This is a genomic window from Lysinibacillus mangiferihumi (genome assembly GCF_003049665.1).
GTDB classification, from domain to species: Bacteria; Bacillota; Bacilli; order Bacillales_A; family Planococcaceae; genus Lysinibacillus; species Lysinibacillus mangiferihumi.
Genome location: NZ_PYWM01000008.1, coordinates 160,120 through 175,175 on the forward strand (window position 1 = coordinate 160,120; position 15,056 = coordinate 175,175).

At 33.2% G+C, this 15,056-nt stretch carries 11 protein-coding genes; 5 read left to right on the forward strand and 6 right to left on the reverse strand.

Annotated features, from left to right (window positions below; genetic code table 11):
• Positions 1-130: 130 nt before the first annotated feature.
• From C9J37_RS28920 to C9J37_RS10265, 3 genes are read right to left on the reverse strand one after another with little or no spacing between them, the layout of a single operon-like run.
• Entirely contained in the window at positions 131-259 is a 129-nt protein-coding gene (locus C9J37_RS28920; RefSeq protein ID WP_268807999.1) for a zinc ribbon domain-containing protein, read from the reverse strand.
• A gap of 35 nt (positions 260-294) precedes the next feature.
• Entirely contained in the window at positions 295-1,242 is a 948-nt protein-coding gene (locus C9J37_RS10260; RefSeq protein ID WP_107895256.1) for a hypothetical protein, read from the reverse strand.
• Between the two features lie 2 nt (positions 1,243-1,244).
• Positions 1,245-2,306 carry an arginase family protein gene (locus C9J37_RS10265; RefSeq protein ID WP_107895257.1) on the reverse strand — a complete coding sequence of 354 codons (1,062 nt, stop codon included), beginning with the start codon at positions 2,304-2,306 and terminating at the stop codon, positions 1,245-1,247.
• A gap of 1,564 nt (positions 2,307-3,870) precedes the next feature.
• Here C9J37_RS10265 and C9J37_RS10275 point away from each other — a divergent pair.
• Positions 3,871-4,932 carry a PepSY domain-containing protein gene (locus C9J37_RS10275; RefSeq protein WP_167397293.1) on the forward strand — a complete coding sequence of 354 codons (1,062 nt, stop codon included), beginning with the start codon at positions 3,871-3,873 and terminating at the stop codon, positions 4,930-4,932.
• 531 nt (positions 4,933-5,463) lie between these two features.
• Here the strand turns inward: C9J37_RS10275 and C9J37_RS10280 are convergent.
• A complete protein-coding gene (locus C9J37_RS10280; protein ID WP_107895260.1) occupies positions 5,464-6,504 on the reverse strand; it encodes a cytochrome ubiquinol oxidase subunit I in 1,041 nt (346 codons plus the stop codon).
• Positions 6,501-7,829, reverse strand: coding sequence for a c-type cytochrome (locus C9J37_RS10285; RefSeq protein ID WP_107895261.1), 1,329 nt, complete (start codon positions 7,827-7,829; stop codon positions 6,501-6,503). Before C9J37_RS10285 ends, C9J37_RS10280 begins: the two co-directional genes overlap by 4 nt.
• A gap of 331 nt (positions 7,830-8,160) precedes the next feature.
• Here C9J37_RS10285 and C9J37_RS10290 point away from each other — a divergent pair, with 331 nt between their 5' ends.
• Positions 8,161-8,754 carry a class I SAM-dependent methyltransferase gene (locus tag C9J37_RS10290; RefSeq protein ID WP_024362418.1) on the forward strand — a complete coding sequence of 198 codons (594 nt, stop codon included), beginning with the start codon at positions 8,161-8,163 and terminating at the stop codon, positions 8,752-8,754.
• A 282-nt stretch (positions 8,755-9,036) separates the two neighbouring features.
• Here C9J37_RS10290 and C9J37_RS10295 read toward each other — a convergent pair whose 3' ends face one another.
• Positions 9,037-10,455: an aminotransferase-like domain-containing protein gene (locus tag C9J37_RS10295; protein WP_107895262.1), complete on the reverse strand. Its 1,419-nt coding sequence runs from the start codon at positions 10,453-10,455 to the stop codon at positions 9,037-9,039.
• A 112-nt stretch (positions 10,456-10,567) separates the two neighbouring features.
• On the opposite strand from C9J37_RS10295, the gene C9J37_RS10300 reads away from it, so the two are divergent.
• The 3 genes from C9J37_RS10300 to C9J37_RS10310 all read left to right on the forward strand — a co-directional run.
• Positions 10,568-11,488, forward strand: coding sequence for a DMT family transporter (locus C9J37_RS10300; protein ID WP_107895263.1), 921 nt, complete (start codon positions 10,568-10,570; stop codon positions 11,486-11,488).
• Positions 11,489-11,815: 327 nt separating this feature from the next.
• Positions 11,816-12,415: a TetR/AcrR family transcriptional regulator gene (locus C9J37_RS10305; protein ID WP_107895264.1), complete on the forward strand. Its 600-nt coding sequence runs from the start codon at positions 11,816-11,818 to the stop codon at positions 12,413-12,415.
• Positions 12,416-12,754: 339 nt separating this feature from the next.
• Positions 12,755-15,056: InlB B-repeat-containing protein (locus C9J37_RS10310; protein ID WP_201262155.1), on the forward strand; the 2,302-nt coding region annotated here is incomplete at its 3' end.

The following is a 15,056-nucleotide window of genomic DNA, read 5'->3' on the forward strand; positions in this document are numbered from 1 at the left end:
AGTGGGCGCTTCTTGGGGATAGAGCATACTTGCAAGTGTATGTCTTTACTTGCAGTGGTGTCTCTTATTTCCTAAGCTATTCCCGTAGTTCCTATGGTTCCTATTTCTAGCTAAGCGAATGCTTTTATTCTTAGACCTCAGTCAGAATATTGATACTTGCTTTTAGATCGCAGTCATGATAAGCCTGACAAATAGGACAAGTCCATTCTTGAATTTCGAACGGTTTCTTGCTGTCTTTGTATCCACATGCTGAACAGATTTGACTAGCTGAATTAAGTTAAGATAATCTGCTGTTTAATAATCTAATTTGTATACATTTCCTGTAGTTAAATCTAATCCTAAGCCATTATTACTTCGCCAATCAATCGATGGACTATTTGTCATTGAATTGTTTATTTTTATCCAGCTATTCACAAAAAGATGATGCCTATACCAAAATCTCCATAATTCAGGATGATTGATTAGTGTGTTTCTAAAAATGGTGTAAATTTCATTTACAGATTGCTCAAAGTTCTCTTTCCTAAAGTATCTTAGATTCTCAGCTTTCAAACGAGGTTCTCCATCCGAATTTAAATCTGCCATTACAAGACACAGTGGCTTTTTAGTTAACAGCAGCAATCGGAAAATACCGCTTCTTAACCTTATTAATGATGTAATGTGTTGAACTTCAATTGGTTTTGAATCTTCACCAGCTCCTGTATTTCCATCCAAATATAATAGAAATGAGCCTCCTTGTTTAAGTAAGCGAAGCAACTTTAAGCCACTTATATTTTCCTCTGCTATTATGTAACTTATATTATTCTCTTGCTTAATTTCATTCCACTTTGTTAATTCTAATTCACTATCATAAGATTCTCTGTCTACTACAATATCCAATGAAAAATTGTTACCTTTATTCAAAGATTTTGTTAACTCAAGAGGCACATGACGGTAATGGCCAAAATGAAAAGTAGCAAAAATACCGCCTTTTTCAAAGCAAGAAATAATATTCTCCATACCTATTTTTTCCTTGAATCCCGAAAAAGCAAATGGCTCCTGTCTTAAGTAGTTTTGTACTTCATTATTAAAGCGATACTTTTCCCATACTTGTATTATTTTTAATTTATCATATTGTAATAAAGGTTGTAGTTCTTTTGATAAATTTACTAATGCTATAAAATTATCAAAATCAGAACCATACTTCGATTCCTCACTTAATTTCAGCATACAATCATATTGAATTTGATTTTCACTTTTTAGCATGACTACTTTTCATCTCCCTTTTTAGTTAATCCTTCCAGTAAATATAATAAAATATGAAGAACCGAATCATATTGTTCAGGCTCACCTCCTGATTGTCCTTCGACTATATCTACTGCTTTTATGGAAGGTACAATTTTAAAAATTTCCTGTATCATATTGATAACTTCTTGTAATTTTGGTCCTTCAATTTTTGGAAAATCTACTAAAGGGAAATCTCTAGGTTCTAATACATCAACATCGAATGAAACATACCCAATTATTTCATCTCCAGTATTTAATAATTCAGATACAATTGAATGAAGCTTATCTAAATCAGTAAAATTGAGTTGAAAAAGTTTAGGATGATTATAATATTGCCCTAATGATCTAAGCCCTCTAACACCTATTTGAATGATTCCGGCAATCATTTCCTCTTGTAATAAAAAACGAACAAAATTGCTATGACAAATCTCTTTATCCATTTTTAATATATCCGATCCGCAGTCATGATGAGCATCAAATTGAATAATAAGCATTCTTTTCAATAATATCTTTGTTAGATTTTTTACAAGAGTATATGTGATTGAATGATCTCCACCTACTACACAAAATTTTATTTTTTGAGGTTCTATGTAGTTCAATACTTGGAATATTAGGTGATTAGTTTCTTCTAAACTATCGTTAACTATTGATAAATCACCATGATCGACTAACAAACAATTTTTCATCAAATATTTATCTCTTAAATAATCATAAATACCTGAAGTTTGTTCATTATATTCATCTAAATATATTGGAAGTCGTAGGCTCGATTCCCTTAAAGCAGCAGCAAAATTTTTCACTTTTGAATTACTTTTATTAGAACCTTTATTAAAAGGGATTCCAAATAAATGAATATTCCCTGATTTTTTTAATGGGTAGGAAAAGAAGGCTTTATCCGCGGCGGTAAAGAAATTCCTTTCTTCTTTATCTGTATTTTCTGTATGACAAATTTCAGATTCCCAAAATAAGGAGTTGTTCTCGTTTGTTAAAAGAATTTTGGAATTACCATATCTTACTTTATATTTTTTATGAGTTGTTTCCATATTCAATACTCCTATATTTACTTATTTTTCTGAAAATTTTATATAGTATTAGTGCGGGTAATATCATAATAATTAATGTATTATTGAATGAACTATCGAATAGTACAAATAAATATTGCCATGTGAGGTAGATTGATATAAGGATAGATAAAATAAATATCAAATAAAAGAAAATAATAGAACCTTTTATATTTTTCAATAGTGGCAATAAATAATATCCGTCTAACGGTTTTAAAGGCAAAATATTAATTAAAATTGCTGGTATATGAATAACTACAACTATTTTTATGAATAAGCTATAGTTTTGTAACAAAATCAGTATGGAAAGCGTTAGTTGCAATATGACCCCAGAGAGCGTTATAATGCAATTTTCAAAATTGCTTATTTTCCTTCCAAAACTGAAAGTAGTACAAGGGTTAACATTTTTAATATTTAGTATAATTCTTGTTTGCGTTGCTCCAAGAAGTTTTGCAGCAATAAAATGTCCAAATTCATGAACATATAGACTTAAATACGTATATAAATTAAAAACTATAAAGAATAAAAATAGATAAAATAATATCATTTTCCTCAACCTTCAAAGAAAATCGTTTGTAATTTACTTTTCCTAATCAAAACTTAAACGTAAAGTAAAACACAAAGAGCGAATAATATTCGTTCTTTGTGTTTTAAAACTAGCATCGAATAACAGTAATTTTGTCACCGTTACGAACTTCTTCAAACTTTACTAATTCTTCTGAAGAAATGGGTTGTAAGTTGCTCATTTCTATATCCCTCCCTCTTATAATAATTTAAGTTTATAATAATAAATCAGATTATTGTAAAAATTCTAATATTTTAAAACTAGATAATTACATGAAAAGAGGGGGATAGCATCCTCTAAATGTAGAAAAATAATAAATACTAAGCTCTTATTAAAGCTGTTGAAGATACTTAAATTTAATAAAACTAAGTAAAGTAAAAGAAATATTTTTTCATATATTAGAATTCGCTAGTATATTATGCCCAGATAATTTTAAATAAAATAGAGATGATTTTCACAAAGCTTACACCACATATGTAGATTTCCATGATTGTTAAAATAAACGTTTCAATTCAATATATAGATTCCGTCAGATTTATAAGCAGTAGTGTTTTGTGTCAGCAACAGCCTTTACGTTAGTTTGGGAGTACCTGTTGAAAAATTGTAATGATTTAATTCTTCAATTCACTTCTGTTCTGAATTATACTTAGTATAATAGGTTTATTTATTCTTATTATCCAAGTTTTGGACCCGGTGGATAGGTGCAGGGGGCATCTCTTAAAGGGGTTGTTACTTTATATCAATCAAAACTTATTTGCAATATGAGATGGAGATTGATGCAAAATCAAGACTAATTGATAAATTGAAATAGATAGGGGATATTAAAATATTTCTAGATTACCATAATGATTAAGCTAACTGACGCAATTTTTATGGTTTGTACCTAATATCAAGTTCCAGAAATGACAACAGTAAGTTGGAAATTTTAATTCATAGTTACAATGAAAAATAGTATAGAAATGAAATTTGGAGGACTTTATTTTGAAAAATATTCAAACAGTACTTGTTGTATTTTTTACTTTGTTTTGTCTAATTGGTATTGTAAAAGAGAAGGCTTCTGCTTCTACGTCGAACATTACACTAGAAACAGCAAAAGAAATTGCTATTAAGAAATTTGGGGGGCAGGTAATTGAAGCGAGTTTTGATGATGATGAATCCCATTTCGAAATCACGGTTCTAACGAATACAGAAAAAGTTGAAATGGATGTTGATGCTAATACAGGTGAGATACGGGTTACAGAACGTGAGGTTAATAATTACTTTATAGATGTAGACGTCAATGATCCTAATAATTTGCCTATTTATTGGGCTAGAAAAATGGGTTTAATAAATGGTTATAAAGACGGGACTTTTAGACCGAATAATATTGTGACAGAAAGACAGTTCGCAAAAATACTGGTGAATTATTTTAAGCTAGATAATAAGAGCAATGGCAACATGTTAGAAACGGAAATAAATTATAATATATTAGCTAAGTATGGGGTTCCATTAAACGGATATAACGATACTAAGTTGAAAGATATGGCTGTGAACAGAGGTGTTGTTGCACAAGCAATTGCTTATTTAGCCAATGGAAGTAATAATTTGAATGAATCTATCCAATATTTATTACAAAATAAAATAACGACAGGGCAAAATAATGAATATCAAAATATCAATATACAAAAATATTTTGGTGCAGAAAATGTGTTGACTAGAAAGCAATTGGTAACGTTTTTTTATAGATTAAATTACGCTAATATTACTAATGTTTCATCTGTTGCTTTAAATGTTTATACACTCAATACAACGAGTGATACAATGTCAGATATAAACTATACTATACCTTCAAAACCTTCATCAGCTCAATTCATATCTCAAGACAAGGCAATTGCAATAGCAAAGGAAAAGGTTTCAGGTAATGTTACAAAGATTGAGTTGGACTATGATGATGGAATTGCTATTTATGAGATAGAAATACAAAATGGTCGTATAGAGTACGATATCGAGATAGATGCAATAACAGGTACTATTCTAAAGCTTCAAAGTGACTATGATGATTAAATTTCGACATAACTGCTAAAAAGAGTGACCTCAAATGTAACTGATTTGGGGTCACTCTTTCATAATTATTTCTTAGTCATTCTTATAACTTTATATTTTAGTATTCTAAAAAGTTATTACATTTATCCGAATAATAAAAATACCTAAAAAGAAAATTCTAGTAAAAAATTATTCTTTATAAAATTAAGAGAAAAGAGGGTAGTTAAATTGGTAAAATTTTTTTGATTTAAAAGTTCGTTTAAAAAAGGACGAGAGAATCAAGTTTTATTATCTAGATAACTGTGGACTGGTTACATGTTGTAAAATAATAAAGTAACAAGTTATTTAAAGTTAACAACAGTCCAGTTAAGGTTACTTACAAAATACACAATGCTTTTAGTGTAAATCTTTTTTAATTATGGAATAAATATATTTCACTGAATTTTCAATTAATTTAACTTTTCCCATGTTGTACTCCATAATCACTATATATTGAATAGACAAAGTCGAATAAATCGACTTTGTCTACGGTGTTCCTTGCGGTCTATAGTTCTATTCCAACGTAGACTCTAATCGCTCCTCTGTTCGTGGATGTTCATCGAGATAAGGTGATAAATAGGCTTCTCTCAATTCATGACGCATCCAGCCCATAATGCCAATAACAAACATGAAGACCAAAATAGAGGCTAGAAAAGAATTAGCAGAATCCTTATAGCCTGCTGCATAGAGTAGCATACAAAGGATGACAGTTAAGACAATAGAAATAATAAGTAAAGAAGTTAACAATAAATCTTCGCCTAAATAAAGCATACGAATATTCGTATTAAAAGAAAATAATAATAAAAAACCAGTTACTAACTGTGTAATTGTAATCCAAAAGCCTACTTTGGCACCAAAAAGTTTTAATGCTTGTTCATGTTGCTCTAATTTCTTCTGCTTTCGTTTCAAATAAGCAAAATAGACAAACATATAAAATCCACCTGTTGCTAAACTCGCTAGCATAAAATGGAGGTAACGTTGCCAAATTTGAGGATAGTAAAATAAGCTTTCAAAAAAACCATTTGCTTCTCCCCAACGATCTGGATATAACATGGAAGTGACATTGACAATAAAAATAAGAGGGACAAAAAACAGAATTAACATGGCTAATAGGCCAATACTTAAATGCAATAATTTTTTTGTTTGGAATTTAACCCAAGTGAACTTATAAATGTATAACAAAAGGAATGCAGCAATAAGTAGGATTAATAAACTCATCCAAGCCTTCCCTATTAAGATTGTGGAAGAATAAAAATATTGTGTATATAAGACACTTACAATTAATAATGGACCAACACCTAAAACAACTGCAATACTTTTATGTATTGAAGCATGAAAAGAACAAATTTGTGCCATTTTATCAAATAAACTATTTTTTTTCATCATCCCCGTAATTTCTAGCCCAACAGCACCTGCAGTCAATGAAATAGTAAAATTCACAAAAATAATATGAAGAATAAATGTTAAGACAATCAAAATTTCTAGTAAACCAATGGGTGCAGGAATCGGTAAAGGGTTATCAGAAGAAATTAATGCCAAAACTAGATGGTTCATTTTTGGGTCACCTCTTTATCATTTTCCAATTCTGTTACAATATAAGTAGCTAATGCTTCAATCTCTTCTTCTGTCCCCATAAATGGTGGCATGGCTACTTGTGCATAATGCATATTAGGAATAAAGGACATAATGGCTTCCTTATCCCAGCCTTTCATTCTAGTAGCTAATGCTCGTGTATCTCGCCATCCATCAATCGTATGACAAGTAATACATTGACCAACGAAAACGTCTCGACCAGCTTCAACCATATTGTTGTCAGTAACTTCTTTTTCTTTTGCCCATGTTGCATTAGCTAGATATCCTTCTTTTTTCAGTTCTTCTTCATCTTTTGCTAACATTCCGTTTGCGTACATATAATTATAAATAATGTATGGCTTTCTAACGCTTTCTCTTACAACTTCAAATTCCCCAATAAAACCGATTGAAGAAAACATGACTGCAATTGATAGCATCCACGGAACGTTTTTTGGACTTTTAACGAGCCATACTAAGAAAATAAGAAGGATACTAAAACCTAAAATATTGAGACTTTTGAAAATGACCTCAGACATGCCTGTCGACCAAACAATCATGTTATAGGCTTCAGTTGGGATGGCCCATAAATACCATAATCCTGTTATAAAAGTTAGTGGTAAGGCGATAGCACCCCAGAATGCAAACACTCGAAAGACTTCTGTTCGTAACGCTTTATCTTTAATGCGCCAACGGATGAAAAATGATACTAACGAGATAGCTAGCATAATTGCTAAAAACATACGGAATCCGAGTGAAGGGAAGTAAGTTGGGTTGAGAAATGCATTCCAAAATGAAAATGTGTCAATCCAACGTCCCGGCGTTAATTTTGCGGCTAAGACACCTGTAATGATTACCATCGTTACCCATGAAGCAATACTAAGTGCGACACCCAACATAATATGCTTTCGTTTACGTTCTCCCTCTTTCCATTTATCCCATGTATAGTAATAGACAATAAGAATAATCACTTCAGAAATAAATGCTCCCCATTCCACAACCCATGCCCAAAAGAAAATGCGTAGTAAAGAAGAAATTGAGTCCGGTTGTATGACGGTTGTTGAAAACCAAATCCCTACTCCAGTCATAGCTCCCATAGTTGTAGTAATGATTAATACCCATTTCAACATTGTTTTTGCTACTTGATCTAATGCTTCGTTCTTTCTTTTCATGGCTCTATACTCAGTAGATACAACTAAAACAGAGGTTCCAATTGCCACGCCATGGCTAATAATTACATGAATAATGGCAATAAGAGCAATGACAGTGCCGTTCCCAAACCAAGTATAATCGACCGATGGAAAATTCATAGTTACTCTTCCTTTCTGTTTTTAATGACATTCAACGCATATCATACTAAATAGATTTGAAACGCAGATGAGTAATATGTGAAATCAAAAGCAACTAAACTTCATTAGTTTGTCAAAATAGTATGTATAACGTAGAAATGGTTTGTCCGATTTCTCTTGATTTCACGCAATAGATGCTAATTTTTGAGGGCAAAATATGGACTTTAAATGAAATTTACTTTTTTGTTACTAAAATTCATTAGAATTTCTCAATTGTTTTTTATAATGATGGTGATAAAAGCATCAGTTTAAAATACTGGAATCGTTTTACGTATAAATGGGGGGGAAGGGTATGAGCATGGGGCGTGAACAAGAGAGTCCACCACTATATGTTTATGGAACTGAAGCGAATCGATTTATTAAGTCTTCTGTACATTATTTCCCTAAGCATGCCAAAATTGCTGCGTATGAAGAAAATGAGGGAGCGAATGCAGTATTTTTAGCAAAACTAGGATATAAGGTAACGGTTTATAATTCTACTTCACAAGGACTAGCTAAAGTTCAGTTACTGGCAAATATGAATGGCGTAACAATCGACACAAAAAGGGTAGAATTAATAGAATACAAACTACCTAAAGAAAACTATGATGGCGCAATAATGGTTTTTGGGCATTTTCCACATAGCTTCCAATTAGTAGTGCTTGATAAAATTATGAACTCTTTAAAACTAAACGGTGTATTTATGTTTGAGGTATATGAATACGCACAGCTTTTATACAATACGGGAGGACCAAAAGATATGTCTCATTTATATAATGCGGAGAATATCTTAAGATGGGCTCGTCGTTATAAATTAAAACATTACTTTACGGGGGAAGTGGAACAATATGATACGTCGATTCAAACAAGTACTCGCCGTGTCATACAAGTAATAGTAGAAAAATAATAAATAATCTGTATGGTCTATGAGAAGAAAAAGACAAAGGAAACACGAGAAATAACTTGCACTTCCTTTTGTCTATAGTATCGAGGCTGGGACAAAACGAATAAGTAATAAGAAACAAAGAAATAGTGTTCGTAAATTTTACTTTTGCAAAAAATATAATCAGTAGTAATGAAAAACTAGTTGATGGTAACGGAGCCTTTAGCGAACATCAACGACATAGCAAAAAAGTGTTAGATTGATTGCGGTCAATCTAACACTTTTTCTCTGTTGTTGTATGACAGCTCACTTAGAAAGTGATTGTGCCACTGCTACAAACCTTTTTAGTCCTTCTTTTAATTGTTTTTCATTTGCGTAAGAATAGCTTAAACGAATCCAAGATGATAATTGTTTTAATGGATCACAAACTTGTCCAGGCACAAAGGAAATATTTTGTTCGAAACTTTTGCTTAATAATAATTCAGTTGGAAAATTATTTGGGAGCTGTACCCATAAATTCAAACCGCCTTTTGGACTAGTCCATCGCCAACCTGTTATGGCTAGCTCTTCCTCCATGATTTCCTTTCGAATTTGAAGCGCAATTCGAATTTTCTCCAAGTGTTGTTGCAATCTTAGTGATGAAAAGTAATGGAGAAAAATTTTTTGATTGAGAAGTGGTGAGCCATTATCCGCTAATGATTTTGCTGTTAGTAATGCGTTCATTAATGATGATTGACAAATAACAGTCGCAATTCTTAAACCAGGTGAAATATATTTGCAAAAGCTACGGATATAAATGACTGTCCCAGCACTATCATAGGTGTAAATGGGTGGTGGAGGGGGTTCATCAAAATATATGTCGTGATAAGCATCGTCTTCAATTAATAACAGTCGATAGTGTTCTGCTAATTCTACTAATTTTTTGCGCTGCTCAATAGGAACAGTATAACCAGTCGGATTATGAAATGTCGGATTGAGATAAAATAATCGTGGTTTATATTGCTTAATATATAATTCAAGCTGTTGTAAATCGTACCCTTCTGGATGAATATCCACCGTAACAATCTGGGCTCCCTGTGCTTTAAAAATATCAATCGCAGCACTATAGCTTGGACGTTCAAATAAAACGACGTCTCGAGGCTTAATAAAAGTTTGGGCTATAAGGTGAATCGCTTGCTGTGAGCCAGAAGTAATGAGTAACTCATCTGCACTAATATGTGTTTTATATTGGTTGATAAAATACTGTGTGAGTGTTTCACGTAGTTCTAAATCACCTTGCACAGTTGAGTAAGTTGCAAGTACTTTTGGATAAAGATCAAACACTTTCTTTACGTAATCTGAAAAATAATGATTAGGTAAAAGATTGGAATCAATTAACGCCTGCGAGAATTGGTAGGAAACAGCTGGCTGATGGATTTCAGATAAATGATTTTTTTGTAAGTATGCAGAAACAATCGGATTGCTCTGATTTAGATTTTCAAGATGTTTTGTTTCGATTGATTGGACAAAATAGCCTGCTTTATCTTTTACATAAACTTTGTCATGCTTTTTTAATAATTGATAAGCCTTTAATACCGTTAATCGATGAACATTCATTTCAAAAGCTAATTGGCGGACGGAGGGAATCTTTTCATGTTCTTTCCATTCGTTGCGTTCTATACGGTGTAGTACATAATCATATACTTTCTTAAAAAGATAATCTTTATGTTCAATCGTTTTGTCCACGTCGATTCCTCCTATTCAAAAAGATTGTACCACGAACGATGTTAATCTGTTCTATCTTTCTCAATCTGTTCTACGCTCCTTCTTTTATGATAGAAAAAAGGAGGAGATTGATATGGTGATGATTCATTATATTTTTATGTGTTTGATTTTTGGTACGACTTTTTTAGCAATTAAAATGGGTGTTGATGCAGGGGTACCTCCATTTTTATCAGCTGGGCTTCGTTTTTTCATTGCTGGTTTGCTGCTATTTAGTTTTATGGTTTGGAGAGAAAAAACGACAATACGGTTATTATGGCGGAAAGAGCTGTTTTTTACAGGGGTATGTTTAACTTTTGGAACGTTTGCCGCATTATACTGGGCAGAACAGTATGTGACATCAGGAATTGCCGCTGTCTTATCTGCTACGGGTCCGATGATGATTATCATTATTCAAACATTGATATTGAAACAACAAGGAAATCGTCAATCATTGATAGGTTGTGTTGTCGGGGTTATTGGTGTCACACTGTTGATTATACCTAGTTTTTCGATTGAAATAAGTACCTTCTGGATGGTTGGTTGTTTCGCCATCATAGTAGGTGAGCTATTTTATGCAATTGGAACGATTTATACGAAACATGTTATCCAAAAGTTTGAAACGACATCACCAATTGCCTTAAATGCAGTGCAAATGATGTACGGCGGGATTCTATTAATTATTTTATCGTTTTTTACCGAGAACATTCAGTTTGACAATCTGTTAAATCTCGCTTCAATGGGCTCCCTTCTTTATTTAATTATTGTAGGCTCAATGATTGGGCATAGCATTTATTATTGGCTTGTTTCACGGACAAATCCAATATTTCCTTCTACATGGCTGTATATTTCTCCCTTAATCGCTGTAGTATTAGGTGTTATTTTTTATCAAGAATATCTATCTTGGTTAACTGGCATAGGTACTTTGACGATTATTGTTGGAACGGTTCTAGTCAATTACGAAACATTGAAGAAGTTACTCTGGCAGAAAGGGACTGTGCAGCATGTTAAAAATTAAGCGGTAGGATATAGACCATATAGGTGGCCTCCTATTAATAGATTCATTAGGCACTTTAAGTTTTGCTTAAAAATAACCTCGTAAAGGCAGATTTTGTCCTCTAACTTTTACGGGGTGTTTTTGCGAATAGCTTGTCACAATGTATGATAAGTGAAAAGGGATACCAAAAGAAGCATTTATGAAATAATTGAAAAGTATTTGCCAAAGTGATAACTTTCATGTATATTAGTCAGTAAATTTTTAGATTGTTCGTTTAGAATTTGAAACTACTTATACTGAAATGTATGTATTGAATATAGTAGTAATTAATATGTAGGAGTGTTTTTAATGGGAGAAAGAGGAAGACCTAAAGGTGCTAGTGGTGAAGAAAGTCGAGCACTCCTTCTTGAAATAGCAGCAAAAGAATTCGCACAAAATGGGTATCATGATACAAAGGTGAGTTCGATTGTTAAAGCTGCTTCATTAAGTCAACCAACTTTTTATTTGTATTTCAAAAATAAGGATGCTATTTTCGAAGAATTAGAAAATTTATTTCGCTTACGCATGATTGATTTTGCCAAAAAAAGCCGCTTACAGCCTGCATTGGAGCAAGCAACAGTAAAAGAACGTATTATATATAATGTCAAAGAATTATTGGTGTTTTTTTCTAAAAACCCTAATTTAACACGCATTGGATTTTATTTATCAACAAAGGCTGATGAAATAAAGGCGCAAATGGTCAAGCAAATAAAAGAGAATCTGGATTTTGAAGTTGATGCAGGTTACTTTCGGAAAAATCTAGATACGCAAACAGTGGCAGAGTGCTTAATAGGCATAATTGAACGATTAACATTCATTCAATTACTGCCACAGAAAAAACAACCACAAGAAATAGCGACGGATATTGTCGATTTACTTATAGAGGGAATGCTAAATAGAGAAAAATAGTGTTCTCAAATTGAGTTAAAAAGGAAAATTTATATTTTTCTTTTTATAGTTGAATATTACTTTTCAGTAATATAAAATTGGAAATGAAATTGGCTATAGCTATGTCGTATCAGGATGTATGCTCGAGGCTTTATAAGCAACTCCCCTCCGTTAATATAATTCCGGTTTTTACATATAGTGAGGATAAAATAAATAGAAAGGAGGTTAGTAGAGTCAACAGACAGAAGGTGTGCGGTTGCACTACTGAAATCATCACGATATATCCATATATTACTTTTAAGTAATATATGTGGGCTATAGTAACAATTTCTAAAAAGACTAAACGAAAAGAGGGATGGTATGAGAAAGACTAGGCCACAGGTAATACCAATTCTTTCTATATGTTTTTTAATCGTATATACCTTCATCGGTAGTATACCTGTGCTTGCAGCAATGAATAAGACAACCCAGCAAAGCTCATTATTAGCAGAAAGCAACATTATTTATGTGAATGCAAATGTTGCTGATGGTAACAGAGATGGTACGAGTTGGGAGAATGCTTTTCTAGATTTACAGAGCGCATTATCAAAGGCAAAGACTGGTGACCAAATTTGGATTGCACAAGGAACATATACACCGACACGACTAGATGATGTGAGGGACGCTCGTACTGCCCATTTCAAAATGAAAAACGGTGTAGCTATTTACGGTGGCTTTAAAGGAGATAGTGACGAGGAGACAGTCGAGAATCGAGATTTCACGCATAATAAAACGATATTAAGTGGTGCACTTCCAAGTGGAGAAGCGGCATATCATGTTTTTTATCATCCAAATAATTATGATTTGAAATTAAATGCAACTGCAATCCTTGATGGCGTCACAATCACAGCAGGACATGCGAATGGTTATCTCACTTCTCATAAGCATGGGGGAGGTATGTACAATTCAGGAAATAACCCGACTTTGAGAAATGTTATTTTTTATGGCAATAAGGCAAACCAACATGGAGGGGGAATGTACAATTTGGAAAGCTCCCCAACCTTAATGAATGCTGAGTTTACTGACAATGAAGCGTCCTCAGGAGGAGGTATATTCAATTGGAATAAGAGTGCTCCTAAAATAACAAATGTGGTCTTTAATAAAAATAAAGCAACACGTAGCGGTGGGGGCATTCAAAATAATTCATGTGACATTATAATAGAGCACGCAAAATTTATGAACAATGAAGCGGCTCACGGAGGAGGTATAGCAAATTACGGTAATAGTGCCTCAACCTTAACAGATGTGATATTTAGCCAAAATATAGCATCGCAACAAGGAGGAGGGATATACAATAATGGACCTGCTAATAAGTCAATTTTAACAAATGTCATATTTGAGCAAAATAAAGCAGCGTATTTTGGAGGGGGAATAGTTAATGATAGAGAGAGTAGCCCAATATTAACAGATGTAATATTTAGGAACAATGAGTCGGATAGTGGAGGAGGTATGTTTAACGCTAACAGAAGTGCTCCGGAATTAAATAATGTCGAATTTCATGGGAATATAGCAATAAGTAGGGGTGGTGGAATATACAATCGATTGCAAAGTAATCCACTTATCACAAATGTAATTTTTAATGGAAATAAAAGCGAGTTAGGTGGTGGATTACTTAATGAGTCTGGCAATCCATCATTAATTAATGCCCTATTTATTTCAAATAATGCGAATAAGGGTAGTGCTCTTTATAATATTTTTGCGGATTTTAGCTTGATAAATGCGACCATCTATTCAAATAGTCCAGCAGTTATTTACGGAGGTGCTGCAAATAGCAAAATTATTAATAGTATTATTATTGGAAATGGTAATACAGCAGCACTGACTGATTATAAGGGGCAGACAACAAATAGTTTGCTCGATGTGCCGGTAGAAAGAGGATACAAAGGTCAATTGTTTGATGCAACTTCAAATCCTACCGGTCCTGCAATGTATGTGCCTGATGATGTATTCGTCTCCCCAACTAGCGGAAATTTGCATTTAAAAGTTGGCGGACCAGCAATTGATGCAGGGAATTCAGATGCAAATAGTATTGCAACAGATTTAGAAGGGAAAAGACGAATTCAAGGCGCTGCCATTGATATAGGTGTATACGAAGCGACACCGTACTATACAGTAACCTATAGTGCAAACGGCGCAACAAGTGGTACTGTACCACAGGATAGTATAAAGTACGAAGAAAATAAAACAGTAACAGTCCAAGGAAATAATGGCAATCTAGTAAAGGATGGCTATATATTTGCAGGTTGGAATACACAAGCAGATGGACAAGGCACGGCGTATAATGCAAATGAAACTTTTCCAATGGGTACAGCGGATGTAATTCTATATGCACAGTGGACGAAACCTAATACGCCAACGTATACCGTAACCTATCATGCAAACGGCGCAACAAGTGGCACTGTACCACAGGATAGTATAAAGTACGAAGAAAATAAAACAGTAACAGTCCAAGGAAATAGTGGCAATCTAGTAAAGAATGGCTATATATTTGCAGGCTGGAATACACAAGCAGATGGACAAGGCACGGCGTATAATGCAAATGAAACTTTTCCAATGGGTACAGCGGATGTAATTCTATATGCACAGTGGACGAAACCTAATACGCCAACGTATACCGTAACCT

Bases quoted from the DNA above. Each gene is read 5' to 3' on its own strand.
- C9J37_RS10260 (WP_107895256.1), bottom strand. From the start codon at position 1,242: ATGCTAAAAAGTGAAAATCAAATTCAATATGATTGTATGCTGAAATTA.
- C9J37_RS10265 (WP_107895257.1), bottom strand. From the start codon at position 2,306: ATGGAAACAACTCATAAAAAATATAAAGTAAGATATGGTAATTCCAAA.
- C9J37_RS10280 (WP_107895260.1), bottom strand. From the start codon at position 6,504: ATGAACCATCTAGTTTTGGCATTAATTTCTTCTGATAACCCTTTACCG.
- C9J37_RS10285 (WP_107895261.1), bottom strand. From the start codon at position 7,829: ATGAATTTTCCATCGGTCGATTATACTTGGTTTGGGAACGGCACTGTC.
- C9J37_RS10290 (WP_024362418.1), top strand. From the start codon at position 8,161: ATGAGCATGGGGCGTGAACAAGAGAGTCCACCACTATATGTTTATGGA.
- C9J37_RS10300 (WP_107895263.1), top strand. From the start codon at position 10,568: ATGGTGATGATTCATTATATTTTTATGTGTTTGATTTTTGGTACGACT.
- C9J37_RS10305 (WP_107895264.1), top strand. From the start codon at position 11,816: ATGGGAGAAAGAGGAAGACCTAAAGGTGCTAGTGGTGAAGAAAGTCGA.